13 protein-coding genes and 1 tRNA gene are annotated in these 18,734 nt (G+C 36.4%); 6 read left to right on the forward strand and 8 right to left on the reverse strand.

Translation table 11 applies throughout. The features are described 5' to 3' along the window. Window positions 1-166: 166 nt before the first annotated feature. On the forward strand, window positions 167-772 hold the full coding sequence (locus B3C94_RS17540) for a TlpA family protein disulfide reductase (RefSeq protein ID WP_293906027.1): 606 nt from the start codon (window positions 167-169) through the stop codon (window positions 770-772). A 6-nt stretch (window positions 773-778) separates the two neighbouring features. Beyond that, window positions 779-1,786 (forward strand): type I glyceraldehyde-3-phosphate dehydrogenase, encoded by a 1,008-nt coding sequence (gene gap, locus B3C94_RS17545; protein ID WP_293906029.1) that lies wholly within the window; start codon window positions 779-781, stop codon window positions 1,784-1,786. A gap of 382 nt (window positions 1,787-2,168) precedes the next feature. Here gap and B3C94_RS17550 read toward each other — a convergent pair whose 3' ends face one another. Both B3C94_RS17550 and B3C94_RS17555 read right to left on the reverse strand, forming a co-directional pair. Then, window positions 2,169-2,948: a TIGR02757 family protein gene (locus tag B3C94_RS17550; protein WP_293906031.1), complete on the reverse strand. Its 780-nt coding sequence runs from the start codon at window positions 2,946-2,948 to the stop codon at window positions 2,169-2,171. An 8-nt stretch (window positions 2,949-2,956) separates the two neighbouring features. Further along, window positions 2,957-3,991, reverse strand: coding sequence for a quinone-dependent dihydroorotate dehydrogenase (locus B3C94_RS17555; RefSeq protein ID WP_293906033.1), 1,035 nt, complete (start codon window positions 3,989-3,991; stop codon window positions 2,957-2,959). A 60-nt stretch (window positions 3,992-4,051) separates the two neighbouring features. On the opposite strand from B3C94_RS17555, the gene B3C94_RS17560 reads away from it, so the two are divergent. The 4 genes from B3C94_RS17560 to B3C94_RS17575 all read left to right on the forward strand — a co-directional run bounded on the left by B3C94_RS17560 (window position 4,052) and on the right by B3C94_RS17575 (window position 8,551). Then, window positions 4,052-5,971, forward strand: a complete 1,920-nt coding sequence (locus B3C94_RS17560) for an ABC-F family ATP-binding cassette domain-containing protein (RefSeq protein ID WP_293906035.1) — start codon at window positions 4,052-4,054, stop codon at window positions 5,969-5,971. Window positions 5,972-6,102: 131 nt separating this feature from the next. Continuing rightward, window positions 6,103-6,175: transfer RNA gene (locus B3C94_RS17565), tRNA-Lys, on the forward strand. Between the two features lie 216 nt (window positions 6,176-6,391). Beyond that, window positions 6,392-7,795 (forward strand): site-specific integrase, encoded by a 1,404-nt coding sequence (locus tag B3C94_RS17570; RefSeq protein ID WP_293906037.1) that lies wholly within the window; start codon window positions 6,392-6,394, stop codon window positions 7,793-7,795. Between the two features lie 3 nt (window positions 7,796-7,798). After that, window positions 7,799-8,551 carry a metallophosphoesterase gene (locus B3C94_RS17575; protein ID WP_293906040.1) on the forward strand — a complete coding sequence of 251 codons (753 nt, stop codon included), beginning with the start codon at window positions 7,799-7,801 and terminating at the stop codon, window positions 8,549-8,551. A 105-nt stretch (window positions 8,552-8,656) separates the two neighbouring features. On the opposite strand, the gene B3C94_RS17580 is transcribed toward B3C94_RS17575, so the two are convergent. The 6 genes from B3C94_RS17580 to B3C94_RS17605 all read right to left on the reverse strand — a co-directional run bounded on the left by B3C94_RS17580 (window position 8,657) and on the right by B3C94_RS17605 (window position 18,681). Next, a complete protein-coding gene (locus tag B3C94_RS17580; protein ID WP_293906042.1) occupies window positions 8,657-9,871 on the reverse strand; it encodes a GIY-YIG nuclease family protein in 1,215 nt (404 codons plus the stop codon). Continuing rightward, window positions 9,864-11,831, reverse strand: a complete 1,968-nt coding sequence (locus tag B3C94_RS17585) for a DEAD/DEAH box helicase (RefSeq protein ID WP_293906044.1) — start codon at window positions 11,829-11,831, stop codon at window positions 9,864-9,866. The genes B3C94_RS17580 and B3C94_RS17585 overlap by 8 nt, the downstream gene beginning before the upstream one ends. A 90-nt stretch (window positions 11,832-11,921) precedes the next feature. Continuing rightward, window positions 11,922-14,630: a class I SAM-dependent DNA methyltransferase gene (locus B3C94_RS17590; RefSeq protein WP_293906047.1), complete on the reverse strand. Its 2,709-nt coding sequence runs from the start codon at window positions 14,628-14,630 to the stop codon at window positions 11,922-11,924. A gap of 425 nt (window positions 14,631-15,055) precedes the next feature. Then, a complete protein-coding gene (gene mobC, locus B3C94_RS17595; protein ID WP_293906050.1) occupies window positions 15,056-16,999 on the reverse strand; it encodes a conjugal transfer protein MobC in 1,944 nt (647 codons plus the stop codon). A gap of 45 nt (window positions 17,000-17,044) precedes the next feature. Next, window positions 17,045-18,304 carry a relaxase/mobilization nuclease domain-containing protein gene (locus B3C94_RS17600; RefSeq protein ID WP_293906052.1) on the reverse strand — a complete coding sequence of 420 codons (1,260 nt, stop codon included), beginning with the start codon at window positions 18,302-18,304 and terminating at the stop codon, window positions 17,045-17,047. Further along, on the reverse strand, window positions 18,292-18,681 hold the full coding sequence (locus tag B3C94_RS17605) for a plasmid mobilization protein (protein WP_293906054.1): 390 nt from the start codon (window positions 18,679-18,681) through the stop codon (window positions 18,292-18,294). The genes B3C94_RS17600 and B3C94_RS17605 overlap by 13 nt, the downstream gene beginning before the upstream one ends. Window positions 18,682-18,734 lie beyond the last annotated feature (53 nt).

Consider the following 18,734-nt stretch of genomic DNA (forward strand, 5'->3'; position numbering starts at 1 on the left):
CTGTCATAAATGAGATTGAAAGGTTGATAATCCCTTTTTTTTCCTAGTTTTGGTCATTAATTCAATAGGTTCTTCCATACTTTCTACGCAAAGTGCGACCAATCTATCGAGCATAAACATTAAAACGATAAAATCATTAAAACTGATTTAAAAGCAAACGTAGTCTATGAATAAAAAAATAATTTTAGGGGTATCAGCGATATTGACTGCAGGAATCCTTTACTCATGCGACAATAACAGTAAACCGAAAACAGATAATACGGCAACTACCAGCCAGGAAGCCAGCCCTGAAAATCATGACCATGCCGGCCATGACCATAGTCAAGCTGCACCCACACAATCTTCAGAGCCAGCAGCTATCCTTCCTAATTTCACATTTTATCAGCTTCGCTCGGGCATCCGTATTACACAGGAAAACCTTGCGAAGGATAAGAATACTGTTTTTATTCTATTTGACCCAGGCTGCAGTCACTGTCAGCATGAAGCTACCGAGCTTGAAAAAAATATCGATCGCTTGAAAGACGTCAACATCTATTATATTTCTATGAATGATCCGGCATTAGTATTGGGCTTTTTTGACACATTTGCACCTAAATTGTCCAAAGCATCCAACGTCGAGGTATTAATCGATAAGGATCAGACATTTATTCAAACGATCCATGTGCCGTCACAATTTCCAGCAAATTATGTCTATGGCGCTGATGGAAAGTTGAAAGCACATTGGGAAGGTGAAAAAAACATTAACGAAGCAATCAGCCAAATTCATAAATAATCTGAAATGCTAAACATAGCAATCAATGGATTCGGACGTATCGGCAGAAATACCTTGCGTAATATTTTTCTGCGGGGGGCTACCGATGAACTGCAGGTCATTGCCATCAATGATCTCACTGACACCAAGACTTTGGCCCATCTTTTTAAATATGATTCTGTACACGGTCCTTTTCCGGGCACCGTAACACATGATGACACACATATTATTGTCAACGGCAATTCGATTCTGGTCACTAATAAACAAGATCCTGCAGCATTACCGTGGCGGGACCTGGCTATTGATGTTGTCATTGAATCCACGGGATATTTTACCAGTCGTGCCAAGGCTGCTTTGCATTTAGAAGCTGGTGCAAAAAAGGTGATCATCTCCGCACCTGCACAAGATAAAGATATACCTACTGTTGTGTTAGGCATTAATGACAGCACAATTGATCTTGCGGCTTCCATCCTATCCAATGCATCCTGTACGACAAACAATGTCGCTCCACTGGTTAAGATATTGGATGAAAATTGGGGTATCAAAGATGGGTATATTACAACGGTACACTCCATGACGGGTGATCAAAATCTTCACGACGCCCCACATAAAGACTTAAGGAGAGCTCGGGCAGCGTCTTCATCCATTATCCCGACCACTACAGGTGCCGCTAAAGCGATTACCAATGTTTTTCCGCATCTACAGAATAAACTTGGAGGAGCAGGTATACGTGTACCCGTACTCAATGGCTCATTGACGGACTTTACCTGCACCCTTGAAAAAGGGACTACGGTAGAAGAAATCAACAAGGCCTTTAAATGGGCTGCCGAAAATGAATTAAAAGAAGTACTTTTTTATACAGAAGATCCGATCGTTTCTGTCGATATTATTAACAACCCCTATTCATGCGTATTTGATGCTCAGCTTACATCCATTGTAGGCGGATTGGTTAAAGTGGTTGGCTGGTATGATAACGAATTTGGTTATTCCAATCGGCTGGTAGACCTACTGATCAAGATCGATAGGCTCGTATAATTTAGCTGAACCAGTGGCATCATACAACAGCTACTGACATATAAAAAAAAGCGTCCTTGTCAGCTAATTCTGACAAGGACGCTTTTTTTCGGTATCTTTTTCCTTTATTAGCAATAGACCCTAAGGCGAATAAAGTATAGCTAAAACACGAAAGAAGTACTTATCCCCTTTTTTAATATCCATCTATGTCAACTGGGGCATCGCCGTTTATTCTGAATTGTTAAAAGCTCATATCAACAAGTCTACTGCCTAGGTTCACTGCTAGGCGTATGCCTTGTTGCTAAGGTAACAGTACCGCAGTAGTACCTTATCCGTGCCGAAGTGGTAGGAAAGCAAGGGCGTTGAAGGGACTTGAGGGGAGTTGAAGGGACTTGAGGGGACATTAGAGTTCTCTTTCTACGCCTAAGCCAAAAAGTGCAAAGTCATACTTTACCGGGTCATTGGAATCTAGTAACCGTAGATTAGCGGTTAACTCCTGTGCTGTTTTCCAATTCACCTTGTCGAGCGTAATCAAACCCAATTTACGTGCCACACGCTCCACATGAACATCACATGGACAGATCAGGTCTTTTGGCGACAGGCGATTCCAGACACCAAAGTCTACACCTTTTGTATCTTTTCTGACCATCCAGCGCAAAAACATATTGATCCGCTTGACGGTAGATTTCTGTGCTGGGCTACTGATGTGCTTACGTGTACGAACAGGGTAGTCAGGCAATGAAAAGAAATATGTTTTAAAGGCATTAAGTGCCATTTCCAGATCAATCTCTTTGCTAGCCTCCTGCCCCATTAGAAACGCGTCTTCCAACGACTCAAAATGCTGATAATGCTGTTTAAAAAAAGACACAAAATAAAGTATATCAGTATCATTGAAGGTTCGATGCTTAAATCCCAATAAACTCTTTAAGTCATGCTCCTGGTGGTTCATGATATATTCATAGGGTGCGCCATCCATTCGCGTTATGAGCTCGTTGCATTTATTGATAATGGTCTTTCTTTGTCCCCAGGCCATAATAGAGGCCAGGAAACCCATGATTTCAATATCCTGCTTTGCAGAAAATTGATGCGGTATCGATATGGGATCATTTGGGATAAAACCCGGTTGATTATATTCATCAACTTTTTTATCCAAGAAATCTTTCAAATCAAAATCAACTGCCATTGTAATCCTTATCTTCCTGTCTGCAGTATACCCTTACAAATCTTAGCAATCAAGCCTGGTCCTTCGTAGATAAAACCTGTATAAACCTGTACTAGACTAGCCCCTGCATCTAACTTCTCAATAGCATCTTTGGCCGAATGGATCCCGCCTACTCCGATTATCGGAAATGCCTTATTGGACTTTTCACTTAGATAGCGAATAACTTCTGTTGAACGCTTGGTTAAAGGACGTCCACTTACTCCACCCGCTTCTTGCGTCAGTGCTGGCTGACTTTTTAATCCCGCTCTGGAAATGGTCGTATTTGTCGCAATGACACCTGCGATCTGTGTTTCCATAACGATTTCAACAATATCATCCAGCTGACTATCTGTCAAATCAGGCGCTATTTTAAGCAAGATCGGCTTCGGCGCCGCTTTCTCAACATTCAGACGCTGTAAAGTGTTCAGTATATGTTTTAGCGGTTCCTTTTCCTGTAAATCCCGTAATCCAGGAGTATTTGGAGAACTCACATTAACAACAAAATAATCTACGTAATCAAACAAGGCATTGAAGCAATAAATGTAATCATTGACGGCTTCTTCGTTGGGTGTGATCTTATTCTTGCCAATATTGCCTCCTATCAATAAACCTTTTCGATCCTTCAAATTTTTCAATCTCGTCGCAGCAACATCTGCGCCTTGATTATTAAAACCCATTCTATTGATCAAAGCTTCATCGGGGACAAGCCGAAACATCCTGGGCTTATCATTTCCCGGCTGAGGCTTGGGAGTCACGGTTCCAATTTCGATAAAACCAAAGCCCAAATTAGTCATATCTGCAATATATTCCGCGTTTTTATCAAAGCCAGCAGCTAGGCCTACCGGATTTTTGAACTTTAATCCAAAAACCTCGCGTTCCAAACGTGGATCTTCCACGGTAAAAAAAGCGTTCAATAATTGCTTGGCACCCCAAATTTTTGAGAAGACATTCAATCCGCCGGTCACTTTATGGTGTGCCGTCTCCGGATTCATTGTAAAGAATATAGGTTTGACTAATTTATACATAATCGCAAAGTTACTCAAAGAAGAAGAAATATTCATTACTTTTGTACTTTTGCAGTTGAAATGATATCAATAAATAATTTAACATTTGAAATAGGATCTCGCGCCTTATATGACGAAGCGAACTGGCACATCAAGCCGGGTGATAAAGTTGGCTTAATCGGTGCCAATGGTACAGGTAAATCGACTTTACTTCGACTTATTGTCGGTCAATACACGCCCACATCAGGAACGATTTCCATGGCGAAGGACCTTAAGATTGGTTATTTAAACCAGGACTTACTGTCTTACCATTCAGACAAAAGCATTCTGCATGTTGCGATGGAAGCTTTTGAACGCCAAAATCAGTTACATGCCGAAATCGAGGATTTACTCCATAAACTAGAAACCGATTATTCAGATGACATCCTGAATAAACTAAGTGATAAACAAGTAGAATTCGAAGCCCTTGATGGTTATAATATCGAATTTAAGGCCCATGAAATCCTTGCTGGTCTAGGCTTTTCGGAAGAAGAACAGAAAAGACCACTGGCGACTTTCTCTGGAGGCTGGCGTATGCGGGTCATGCTTGCCCGAATCTTATTGCAGACTCCAGATATTCTATTGCTGGATGAGCCTACCAACCACATGGACTTACCTTCTATCAAATGGCTTGAAAACTATTTACAAGCCTTTGATGGTGCCATTGTTATTGTTTCCCACGATCGATATTTCCTCGACCGCATCATCAAGAAAACAGTAGAATCGCGTAAAGGGAAATTAACGCTTTACGCAGGTAATTACAGTTTCTATCTTGAAGAGAAGGAGCTTAGAAATGAATTGCAAGCCAATCAGTTTAAAAACCAGCAAGCGAAGATAAAACAGGAAGAACGTTTAATTGAGCGTTTTCGCGCGAAGGCCTCCAAAGCAAAAATGGCTCAATCACGGATCAAGGCCCTGGATCGCCTGGAAAGAATAGACGATGTGGATGATGACAATCCTACGGTAAACTTTAGTTTCAAATTTTCAAAACCTTCCGGCCGCCATGTTGTGACCCTGGAAAATATCTCCAAGTCCTACCCCAACCTGGAAATCCTAAAAAATACCTCGGCAATTATAGAAAAAGGCGATAAAATTGCCTTAATCGGTGCCAATGGTAAAGGTAAATCTACCCTCCTACGCATTGTAGCAACGGCAGACAACGAGTTTGAAGGGAAAGCTGAACAGGGGCACAATGTTTCGCAAACATTTTTTGCACAGCATCAGCTCGAGGCACTGCACTTGGAAAATTCTATCCTTGCGGAGTTACAGGCTTTTGCACCAAAACATACAGAGACCGAGCTACGCTCCATTCTTGGATGTTTTCTATTCACAGGTGACGATGCATTCAAAAAGATCAAAGTCCTTTCCGGTGGGGAGAAATCACGTGTAGCTCTCGCGAAAGCATTAACAGCGGATGCCAACTTTCTTGCACTCGATGAGCCGACCAACCACCTGGATATGCAGTCTGTTAACATTTTGATCCAAGCCTTACAGCAATACGAAGGCACATTCATCGTTGTATCCCACGACCGTTATTTCTTGGACAATGTAGCCAACAAAATATGGTACATTGAAGATAAACAGATCAAAGAATACCCTGGCACTTATCAGGAGTATGAAGAATGGGCTGCAAAACGCGTCGTTAAAACGGAAGTAAAAACGGACAAGAAAGTCAAGGAAGAGCCCAAAGTAAAGAAAGAAAAGCAACCACTTACCGAGGATAAAACGCGTTTGCTGAGCAAAAAAAATAAGGAGCTAACTTCTTTTGAACAAAAGATCGAAGAGCAGGAAATTTTGGTTAAAAACCTGGAGGCTAAACTTGCCGACGAAGCGGTGTACTCGGATGCGACTAAGTTACAGGAAACTACGCGTTCTTACAACTCCGCAAAGGCGCTGTTAACGCAATTCCAGGAGAGCTGGGAACAGTTGGCAGAAGAAATTATGGAATTGGAAAACAATTAATTTTTTTGGCTTAAAATCAGCTTATTAACCATTTAAGCGTGATTTTAAGCCAAAATTATTTGCAGAAATAGGATTAAAGCCCTACTTTTGCATCACTTCAAACAAGGAACGGTAGTTCAAAAAAGAAGTATGATTCCGTAGCTCAGCTGGTAGAGCAATACACTTTTAATGTATGGGTCCTGGGTTCGAATCCCAGCGGGATCACAAAGGCACACTTAGGTGTGCCTTTTTTAGTTTATTCTATATCTAAACTCCCTCAAAGTACTAATTTAAAGGTTATTTAAATTCATCATAATCCATTTCATATGGTGGCCATTGTAGTGGTCATCAATATGATATACATTTGACCACCACGAATTTGATTTACGTGAGAATGGCTGATAAGGCTTAGCAATTTTTGTTAACTCTAAATGTGTAGAAATGGAAAAAATCAAACATGAGCTGGATTTGCTTCCTATGGTTTTAAGAACTAAAGCAAGAAAGACAACTGGAAAAGCTCCACTAACAATTCGAATTACCCTTAAAGATCAAAAACCAAAGGAGGTACCCGTAGGTACGACTATTCTACCAGAGAATTGGGATGTTGAAAGCAAAACAGTATCAAAATCTGAATCTAATCACCGCGCTATAAATAATAAAATTAAAGGAATGTTAGTCGATCTTAATAGGATCTACGATAAACTCTTTTTTGAACATAATATTATTACTCCTGAAATGATCAAACGGGTTTATTTTAATAAGCCTATAGTTGAAGAATCAATAATTGAAGATCCTACGCTGCCTCCTACCCTCCTTGAAGTTTTCGATGAATTCATTGAAAAGTTTCAAAAAATGGTTGAAAAAGATGATCGGTCACCGTTTACAAAAACTCAATTAAAAACTACAAAGAAGAAACTACAAACATTTCTTCAGGTAAAGTACAAAAAGGATGATATAGATTTTAAGGAAATTTCGCCTGAGTTCGGAGACGAAATTTTTGATTTTCTCACCCTAGACGTGCCCAAACCTTTAAGTGAGGGTACGGCTAAAAAGCATATAAAGAAGATTAAACAAATCATCAAAATTGGGGTAAAGAAAAGAATTATACTTACAAATCCCATAGAGGATTTTGTATGTGGTGGCGATCAAAAAGAAATACCTCCTTTAGAGTATGACCAAGTGCTAAAAATTTTTTATAAAGATTTTGGAATTGATAGGTTGAATGAAGTTAGAGATGCATTTATTTTTCAAACTTTCACAGGATTTGCATTCCAGGACATTTATAATTTAACATCTGAAAATATAATATTAGTAGGACAAAATAAAGAACGATGGTTAGCCAAACATAGGGGAAAAACAGATGTCTATGAAATTGTACCAATGCTACCTTTAGTTGAGCAATTAATAGATAGATATAAGGATCATCCCAAATGTGTTTTAAAAGGCGTATTAATGCCCGTAAACTCAAATACAAGGTATAACGGCTATCTAAAAGAAATTGCTGAGATTTGCAACATAAATAGGAAATTAACAACACATCTTGCTCGTCACACATTCGCAGATATAATGTTGAACCTAGGTATGCCTATGGAGGATGTAGGAAAAATGCTTGGACATAGATCAATTAGAACAACTCAAAGGTATTGTAGAGTGAGCATAAGACGTCTCCAAAAGAATTTCAACGAATTTATCCGACCAGTATTAAGTATGAATACTACTATGAAAATACTAACAGCAAATCCACAAGATTCGAACGATTCACAAATTCTTAAATCGAAGGTTGTACCTTTCAGCACTTTCTGCTCAACAGGAACAGTGAATTTCAGTTATTCTATAGCAAAATAAAATATGGGAAAGCTGGAAAATAGAATATTTGTGATGGGAGATATACACGGTGCATATGAGCAATTACTTCAGTGCCTAAGACGTTCAAACTTTAATTATGAAAAAGACATCTTAATTCAATTGGGTGATGTGGTGGATGGTAACCCTTATGTATTTGAATGCGTTGAAGAGCTATTAAAAATTAAAAATTTAATTGCTATAAAAGGAAATCACGACGCTTGGTTTCAACATTTTTTAGATACGGATTACCACCCTCAATCATGGAATCACGGAGGGATTGCCACTCTTGAATCCTATTTAAAGCATTGCCAGCCGAACGGTAAAATAATTAAAACTGCCAAAGGCTATAAGTCCTCACTGAATGCTGGCGATATTCCTGAAAATCATAAAACCTTTTTTAAGAGACAGAAATTATATTATGTAGATGAGAAAAACCGTTGCTTTGTTCATGCCGGTTTTGATCAAAAAAAACCATTTTATGCACAAGAAGAAGAGAATTACTACTTTGATCGGAGATTATGGAAAGATGCTTTAGATCAACAAAAACTTGGTTCTATTATTCCATTGACAAAATTTAGTCAAATATTTATTGGCCATTCTGCAACAACTAGGTGGAAAACAACAGAGCCAATGAATGCTTTTGAAATAACTAACTTGGATACTGGAGCTGGACATCAAGGCAAACTAACAATTATGAATATTTACACAAAAAAAATTTGGCAATCTGATTTTAATATCCACCATTATTTAAAATAAAAAGCTTCCGAATATTCAATGCCAAATCTAGCAATAATGTAATGATATGAAGCAATAGATTCATACCATTACATTATATATTTAAACAGAATACTCGATAAATTTCTATTTTAATTTTATTCTTTTTGTCACAGGGTCATATTTGTAGTTCACAATGCTTTCATTTAAAATCAATTGGATTGTTTCTTCGATTACGTCAAATGGAACTACAAACCATTCTCTTGGATTTAATCTTTGCCCTTTTTCATTAAACATATCAATGTCTAAACAAGAGTTGGCAAAAAATCTATGCAAAAGGCCTTCAAGTTTGTCAGCATTTCTATTATATACTTTGTAAGTTGCAACCTTCATAACATCTGCAAACAAATATGTAGCTTCATTCTTAGCATTTTTTATCCTCTCATCTACTGAATTTCTCGCAAAACCAACTTTGAATAAGTCTTTAATATTGGCGATTTGTGGATTACTCGATTTTGATTTCAGAATATAAATCCAACCGGAGTGTATATCATCCTCATTTAGAAGTCCAGTATTGACAAACAAGTCATGTTCTATTTGCTCATAAGTATTAGTGATGAGTTTTCCGCTTTTTTGAATTTGCTTACCTAGCGAACGAAAAAGCATATTGCTATATGTTCCATTTTCAAAAACCGTTCTCGTACGACCTTCCGTTCGCACCCTGTTTCCCGAATCTAGTTCTTTTTCTTCAACCTTCAAATTCGCAGACTCCAAATACAGCATGATGCCATCCATTAAATAAAAATCTCCAACATGTAGATTTTTTTCAATGTTTTTAAATGGCATAATTTTTCTTTTCCCTTCTTTAATTTCCTGATGCACTTTAAGGAACATTATTTCATATTTCTCAAACTCTTTATCTTTAATCGGCTTTCTCTGTGCAACAAAATCAGTTTCTGCTCTATCTCCTGGTTTGGGGGTATGTTTGAATTTGAAAATATCCAAATCCTTATCTGAATCTAATAAATTAAATTCATCATCATCATCATTAAGAATGTCTTCAATTGTAGTTGTTTTCAATTCTACATAACCCAAAAGATTGTGTCTATCAAATGGTTTTAAAATTTTCTTTTGGGCCTCATTTTCCCTAAAATTTTTCAATTTTGCCATCAAACCATATTCAGACATACTTGAACTATTTGGTTCCCTTTTATTATTATCAAAGAATGAGTTTATTTCTTCAAATGAATCAATAAGTCTTTCCTCTTCCGTTTTTACAGAAGAAGATTTAGCTTTAGAATCTAGTAATCCAAATTCGTCATCAACAAAAATATCGTCAATTGTCAATTTCTTTTTAGCCATTTGCCAATGCTTTTTTTCGTTTTAATTCCCTTAAAAAGACCAGCGCTTCTGCCATTCTTTTTTCCTTCTGATCAAAGGCATGAATATTTGGCTGTTCACCATTGTTTTTTTTAACCCACTCTTTAATTTTCGGCCATAACAAAATTGCTTCTTCTTCAGTCATCTCAAATTTAGTAGATTGAATATGTTCGTCAATCAATTTTAAAACTTGAGTGGTTACCGATTTAGATAATATTTCAAATGCTTTTTGAAAAGGATTTATTTGATCTATCAAATCGATATGGATATCATCAATATTTACAAAACTGCCCGCCATTCTTATAAACTTCTTATCTCCTTGTTCTTCAATCGTGCTGTTTTTTATAACAGAATCAGCAACAACATGTTGTCTAACGGATTCAATATCATTATCACTTAAATCAGGATATATTTCTCGGATAATTTTAGGAATTAGAATAGTATTGATCACTTCTGGTTCAACATTGCCCGGCAATGCTTTGAGCATTTTGGGGTCTTGTAATATTTTTGCTTTTAAATCATTCAGATCTGTCTCAATAATGTCTTTCGCTCTTTGTGAAGTAGGTAATTTAAAACCTCTTATTTTGATGGTATTATCATCATCTTCTTCATATTCTTCCTCTTCATCATCTTTCTTTAGTTTGAATTTAAAGTTTGGAGCTAAAACTTGTTCCATAAGCAAAGATGCAGTAACGGCTTTAAGCATGTTATTTACAGACAATTTTACTTCTTCATCTTGAGCATCGGGTTGGGCAATGAGGTTGGTAAACTGTGCATGAGATTTGTTGTTACTATCTCTAGTTGCACGACCAATAATCTGGATAATTTCTGTTAACGAGCCCCGATAACCAATAGTTAAAGCATGCTGGCAATAAGGCCAATCAAAACCCTCTTTAGCCATTCCCAAAGCAATAATAATATCAATATCGTCAGCTGAGTTTACTTCTCTTAGATATGTAGTAATTTTATCCCTAGATTTTGGATTGTCCTGAACTAAATCGGCAACTTTTAAAATTTTGTTTGTTTTTCGACTCTTAATGTGTATTACTCCAGTGTTTTCATCTTGATATTCTATTGTTCCCAAAACCTCAATAATATGGTCAACTTCATCATGTTTAAGCCTTGATGATTCTGCAGAATTTACATTTGGAATATGAATAATCGTTTTTTGGTTCTCATCTAGTATTTCTGCTAATGCCGAAATCCCGGTTTCAAGGTTCTTCTTAAAATATTTACCTGTATAAAAATGATACCCAATCCCTAACGACTTCAAAAACTCATAACCATTTAATTGTTGGTAGTATGTGTATGTAACCTTAGTAAATTTTGCTTCATCTTCGGGCATTAACACCGGTATATTATCACCTCTAAAGTATGAGCCAGTCATTGCCACTATGTGAGCATTTGAATTTGCCATAATGCTTTTTAGAACTTGCCCTAGGATATTGTCCCCTTCAGCTGATACGTGGTGAAACTCATCAATAGCGACCAAAGTATCATCCAATTGTTTTGCGTCCAAACCATCAAATGCAAAACGCAAAGTGGCGTGTGTGCATACTAATATCTGTTCGTCGGATCTTAAAAAGTTTAGGAATGCATTGACTTTACTTTTCTCTTCCCCAGGAGTACAAAGGTTGTAACGCGGATTGGGATTCCAATCAGCAAAAAAGCCGGACTTTTTCAATTCTGTTGTGCCAAAAGATGCTCCGATAGATTTTTCAGGAACAGCAACAATAACTTTTTTAATGCCTTGGTTTTTTAATTTATCCAAAGCAATAAACATTAATGCTCGCGATTTTCCAGAAGCTGGAGGCGCTTTTAGTAGTAAGTATTGAGCGGTCCTTCCCTCATATGCTTTTTCCTGCATTTCCCGCATTCCCAAAGCATTAATACTTTTACTCTTTCCAGTTTGATTGTATGTTACATTTACTAAATTTGGCATTGGTAATTCTTTTTCTTGTATATATTCCCTTACAACTAATCAAATTGATAACAATAATTCTAATTATAAATGATACAAAATGCATCAAACTTAATTAATTATGTTTTTTTTTAATTTCTTATGATTTGCAAATAGCGTATCTTTCTTTAACATTTCTTCATACTGTTTAAACAAATATTCCAGTCGCTCAGTATCATTTTTAAAAGGTTGCAAACGGTAACATTGTTCAATGGCAACATCTAATTCTTTATGTGCTTGTAACAGACCTTTGGGCATAGTGCCTGGATTATACAATTGCGCCATCGTTTTGCTTGGGTGTTTTGCTCTTTCATCTAAAATTGCAAAAACATATAAGTTTAAATTTTCCTTTTGCTTGTTTGTGATTTCTGGAAATGGAAATGTATTGTAGCAAAGAGTATTTGAATATTGCATATCCATTTTTAATCTTCCAGCAACAGCCTTTACCCAAACTATATGCATTTTTGAAGATATAACACCGAAAAGCCAAGGTTGCACTTTATATATTATTCTTGTTGCGTTAGAAGGCACATAAGCGTCGTCAAAATATCCAATTGGAATATAATTTCTTCTTTCTGAACCTGTTTGAGGCACTAAAATAAATTCTCCTTCTTGATGCTTATCCTCGTCAAAAAAGTGTGGAGTTGCTGCTTTCTTTTTTGTAGCTGCTTTTTTACTGTTTAACCTAAAAATTTCAACTTTTTCAAAACGCTCTGCAAGTTCTTTAATTTTATATGCATCAGAAACCGTATTATCTGTTATATAAATGCAATATCTGTTTGTTCCGTTTATAAACTCAGAGGCTCCAATAAACTTCTTTATAAATTTTGAAACAGATGTATTTTGTGCTATAATTTTGTCTTTTTCTTCTTGATCCAAAAGTAAATTGCCATTGTCACTAATCTTACTGCCAATAATCATTTCAGGAAAATTTGAAATAGCCTTATTTCTAGCAGTAACAATTAGATTACCAGTGTTAGTTAAATATGGACTAATATTCTTTACACTTTGCTGAAGATTATTATTGTAAATAAACTTTTCTGTGCCGTCTATATTTCTAATCCCTATAATGACAACAGCAACTTTGGCATTGCCTTTGGCATTATTAATCCATTTAAAAGATTGATGGGCAAAGTGAATTTCTTGTCCTTTATTCAAAATTAATGGCCATAATAATGCTACTTGTTCACCTTGTGTTATAGAGTTGGTGGTTACAAATGCATATTTAGCTTTTGTATTTTGAATATAAAGAGTAGCTTTATAAAACCAACATGCTATATAATCGAGTTTTTTATAGTTTTTTACTTGAGAAAAAACTATTTTCATATCCTCCTTCTGAATTCCATCTTGTCGGCTATAACCTAGATATGGAGGGTTCCCAATTACAAATACTTCGTCCGTTATAGAAATTGGACAAACCACATTCCAATCTAATCTTGTTGCATTCCCTTGCTTAATCTGTCCTGCTTCTTTCAAGGGTAAAATAGGTCTCGATTTTCCATAATCAAACAATCGTTCTTCAAACACCTTGTTCATTTGGTGTTCAGCCAACCAAAGAGAAAGTATTGCCATTTCATGGGCAAAATCATCTATTTCTATACCGTAAAATTGTGAAAGCTGTATTGCAGTCCATTTAATCGTTGGAGCACTGCCTTCTAAATCAGTGAGTTTTTCTAAAATTAGTATTTCAAGTAAACGTATTTCTTTGTATGTAATAATTAAGAAATTTCCGCTACCACACGCTGGGTCAAAGAATTTAATATTTGAAATTCTTTTTATAAGCGCTTTCAAATGGTTAATTGTCGTTGCATTTTCAAAAGCTTCATAGAGCTCATCAAGAAACAAAGGTTTTATCAGTTTAAGAATGTTCTCTACAGAAGTGTAATGCATTCCCAAATCATTACGATATTCAGGAATAACTACTGCTTGTATCATTGACCCAAAAATATCTGGGTTAATATCTTTCCATTGTAATTCACCTAACTCAATAAGTGTCTTTCTTGCTTTTGCAGTAAATAGTGGAGAGTATATTTTCTGATTAAACAGTCCACCATTTACATAAGGGAATTTGGTTAAAAAGTCTGGAAATCCTTCATCATTTTCACTATCCAATCGGTCGAATAAATTATCTAAAAATGTATGCGTATCTTTTCCGTTCTCGGCTGTATGTTGAGCTAATGTATTGGTAAAAATGCTGTCTTTCTCAAATATTTCAGTATCTTCTGCAAAGAAACAAAATAACAAGCGGGACAAGAAGATATTGAGATTGTGAATACTTTCTTTCGAATTGTATATAGCCGGATTTTCGTCAATTAACAAATCATACAAAGATGCCATTTTGTATGAAGCATTTCTATCCGCCTCATTATTATTTGTTGCATTATAAACTTCGCTACCTGCTAATGGCAAAAAGAAATCAAAATATTTTGGTAAATCCTTTAACTGAATATCTAAGTTCTTACCTAATTTAAGGTCTTTTGCAACTAATTGTTCATAGTCGGTAATAATTGCAAATCTAGGTTGGTGTTTTAAAATTCGTTCTTTTTTGGCAAACTCCTCAATGCTACTAAGAAGCTGGTTGGTGGCTTCTACTTTAAAAAATATTTTCTTTTTGTATAGTATTTCGCCCTCAATTTTTGATAAATTGTAGTCCCCCTTTTTTAGTCTTGTTACCGAAGCTTTAGAAATTCCGTATGCAACCAGCAAATCAAAAACAAATTCTTCTTTCGAAAAATCGTCAAATATTGTCTGTACGTTTTGTTGTATTTCAGTGGATTTCATTTTTAATTTATACAGTCTTTTGAAATAAGAAACTTTTTCACGGTTTTGTCCAAATTCTCTGCAATTGACAACAAGATATCAAATTGTGATTATTGTTTGATTTGAGAAAGCATTAAGCATACTGAATCTGTTTTCAAGTGTTTCAGCTTAACCAAATGTAAAACACCATTTTTTGTCAACAGTTCCTTAATTATTTTTTGGAAATTCGACATACTGTTAAGAAGGTCAATTTGAATTGCTTTCATTATTTCAACCGTTAGTTTGTCTGCCGCTAAATTAATGAAATTATTTAATGGTATCTGGAAAAAAAGTATATAAAAGTGGTAATATTGTAATAATGCGATAGACCAAGTTATTTGCATTATTAATCAATCAAAAAGAATAAAATAGATAAATGAGTATATTTAATTATATGTAACTAATTTTTATATCAACTTTTGAATCTCTATGTCAATAATATTTTTGATTTCTTCGCGAATCATACTATAAATCTTTATCACTAATTCTTGTTCAACTTTTGAAATAATAGGAATTGGCTTATAACCATCCTCTTCCCTTTTGAGCTCTTCGTGATCATTTTGAATCTCACAATGAAAGGCTTTCAAAGCAATCTTCTGGTCAGGCGTATCGGCCACCATTCCAACAAACTCACCACTGGATAATGACGCAATTTTAGACGCTGGGACAGCTGCTTCCAGCTGCTTGGATTTACTAATGGACGTATCATTTCGGTTAATAGAAAGGCTTTGGCGGTCTTGCATTATCCGTCCGATCCGTTCTGATAAAAGCTTGGCAGTGTCTCCTGTTACTTGCCCAGAAATAATATTACCAACAATCCCAATGATCACATCGGCTTGCTCCTTTCCATAATCCATTCTTAATTGCGAAAGGTCTTGTATTCCTAATGTTGTAGAAACCTTATTACTCCTTGCCGTTGCGATTAAACTATCCATTCGGTTAAGGTAGATGGTTGGAAACTCGTCAAAGATCAGGCTTGATTTAAGTTTACCTTTCTCGTTAACAATCTTGATAAGTCGATTTACGAACAGTGACAGAACTGCCCCATATATCTGTATTTTTTTTGGGTTGTTACCCATACAAACGATCTTTGGATGATCAGGATCATTGATGTCCAAAGTAAAATCATTGCCACTTAATACGTAATATAATTGAGGTGATGACAGCCTGGCAAGGGCAATTTTTGCAGATCCAATCTGTCCTTCAAGTTGCTCCATTGCTCCATTTTGGAAGGCATTTATAAAGGGATTGATCAATACCTCTATCTCCGATTCTGTTCGTAGCACACTAAATAATTTATCATAGGGCACCTGTAAAAGTTCCAGCACATGGGGTAAGGTACAAAACTCACCATCCTGGTATTTACGAAGAAACCAGATCAGTGCCGTCAGGAAATTAATTGGTGACTCAATAAAAAAATCCCCTTGTTTGGTTTGCCATTGGCGATTTAATCCTAATAAAATAGTACGTGCTGATTCAGCAGCATCAGTAATATCATTCATACCTAACGGGTCTAAAGGATTACATCTGTGCGATCTGGAAAGGTCATCAAAATTGATAAAGAAGCATTGGCTTTTTTCTCCATATTTATCCTTGTTTTTTAACCAGGTATTATATGCAATAATGGAAAGATCCGGCATTTTAAAATCATAAACGAACATGGTAAACCCTTTTCTTATGTGCTGAGTTATAACATGCCGAATAGCGAAATAACTTTTCCCGGCACCTGGAGTTCCTAAAACAAGTAGTCCTCTTTGAGGAGAAATTACATTGATCCAGCTTCTCCTTTTCTTATTTTTTAGTTGGTAAATTGCGGGAAGATTAATACTAAATTCATTCTCGATCAGTCGTTCCTCCTGTGGAAAGGTCTCATTCTCTTCATTGAATATATCATCGGATAAGGCATCGCGAATGATACGACTTAGGTAGGTTCCCCCTGTTATGAGTAATATGATCCCGACAAAAGTAATACTAATGTAGGCCCAGGTCAGTAAACCCAGAGGGAGATATAACTTAAACAAAAAATACCCGATAAAATATAGTAACAAGCCAGTAAAAATATAGGTTGCGACCAGCTTGTCTTGGATTTTTTCACTCTTTTTACCTTTTACCCCTACCAGCGATAAGACCAAAAAGAACAGCGCAATGAGCTTTGATTTATGAAATGAGCTAAACAATCCTGCTTTCAAAATAATATTTAGAATCTTGTCTGTGAATGACCCGGATAGCCCGATACTTGAAAAATATTGATACAAATAATAGTAAAAATGGAGCAGCAAAATAATGATTGCTATCCATCTCGTCATGTCGATTATCTTTCTCAACGCTTGTTCATTTTCTCCTGTTGACATGTTTTTTGGTATTTAATTGTGATACATTTAATTCTTAAAATGGTGCTATTTTCGCTTCTTCCGCTTCTTTTTCTTCCATACATTGGGTACCGCAGAAGCTGCATATTCATAGCTGCTGAGAAGTTCCATCATAGATTTTTGATCCAGTTGCAGATATGACTCCCAGCTCCTGGCTACATTGTTGCCTACTGGAAATACTGTTTTTTCATGCATCTTAGATCCTACGATAATGGTATTACCATTATCATTTTGTGGTAAATGCAGTCGCTCCAATAGGGCTTTAGCTGCAAATTCTTTACCCAGATCGCGACCATTGAAAACGGTTTTGTTTTTCATATCTATATAGGTGATCCCAAAGATCACTCCTTCTTTTCCTATCCTCGGGATCAGTCTGATATCATCCCTTTTCAAAAGATCAGACAGTTCTTTCAGGGAACTGGGCCGTTTGGATTTCAGCGTAAAGAGCACTGCAGCAGCAAGCGTTTTTTTATGCAGCTGCCTGGTAATATTGTTTTTTATAAACCGCTTTTGAAGATTCTTTAAGGTAGCCTGATTATAAAATGAACTGGCCTTTACCGGCTTACCCACTGTTTGGCCATATTGATCTAATATCCGGTATTGAAGGCCATCATGCGCCAGTAACCGGCTCCCCTCTTCCCCAGTATCAACCCGCACATTATACAAACTTAATACAGCATTTAACTCGGCAATAGAAGTATATTTATACTGATCCAACACCTGTATTAGTACTGCAGATATAGCTCTTTTTGTAGGCAACCTACCATACTGAACCTTTCCAAAATCGGCAGGTTTTAATTCAAATGGCTGTTTCTTTTGGTCTTCTGCGCGTACCAGTCTATACTTAGTTTCGATCTCTTTTCTGGCAGGTTCTGACCTTTGAGAACCGATATTATGGAGGCTTATCCTTTCCCCATCATAGGTTATATTAGTGGAAACTATATGCATATGCTCATGACCACTATCCTTGTGCCGGTAAACCAGGTAAGGTTGTTTTTCAAACCCAATCTTTTCCATATAATCAGTTGCTATCTGACTCATTTTATCATCAGTCAGCCGTTCTTCAGGTGAAAAATTCAGAGATATATGGACTGTATTGGTCTTCACATCAGGTCTTGTTGAAGTTAATTTAAGTAACATTTTCAGCCTTAAATCAGGGCATTCGGCACACTTTTCTGAGGGCATATTGGAGACCTTTAGTAAAGAAGCATCCTCACTTTGTACCTTGTTTTCATTATAGAAAAAGGCCCTTCGCATAGACTTTCCAATACCAATTACAGCAACCATTTCTCACCCGTTTTGGACACATAATTACTGACCTCATTAATCTGACTGGCCATAAGATTCCACTCCTTTTCGCATGAGCGAACCCACAAACGCACACCTAAATCAGAACTGGTGGTATGCAACTTTTTAACCATCTGATTGTAGTTATTGGCAATACCATTCAGGTCATTTTGAAGTTTGATCAAGATCGCAAGCACTTCCTGCAAGGAAGCATTTCTTACTTCTTTAATCATGGGTTTGCCCATTAAGATCTTCCTTGAGTAGGTACTTAATTTCCGCTCACTGGTCTGTTGGAATTGCTTATTAAGCTTCTCATATTCTTCAGTATTTAACCGTAGATGAAGCCATTTGTCCCTGATTTTTTTTTCCTTTTCCATCACTATATCTTTTACACAAAATCAAAATATGTCTTAATAAAGACCTCCCCACG

Source organism: Sphingobacterium sp. UBA5670, from assembly GCF_002420705.1.
Lineage (GTDB): Bacteria > Bacteroidota > Bacteroidia > Sphingobacteriales > Sphingobacteriaceae > Sphingobacterium.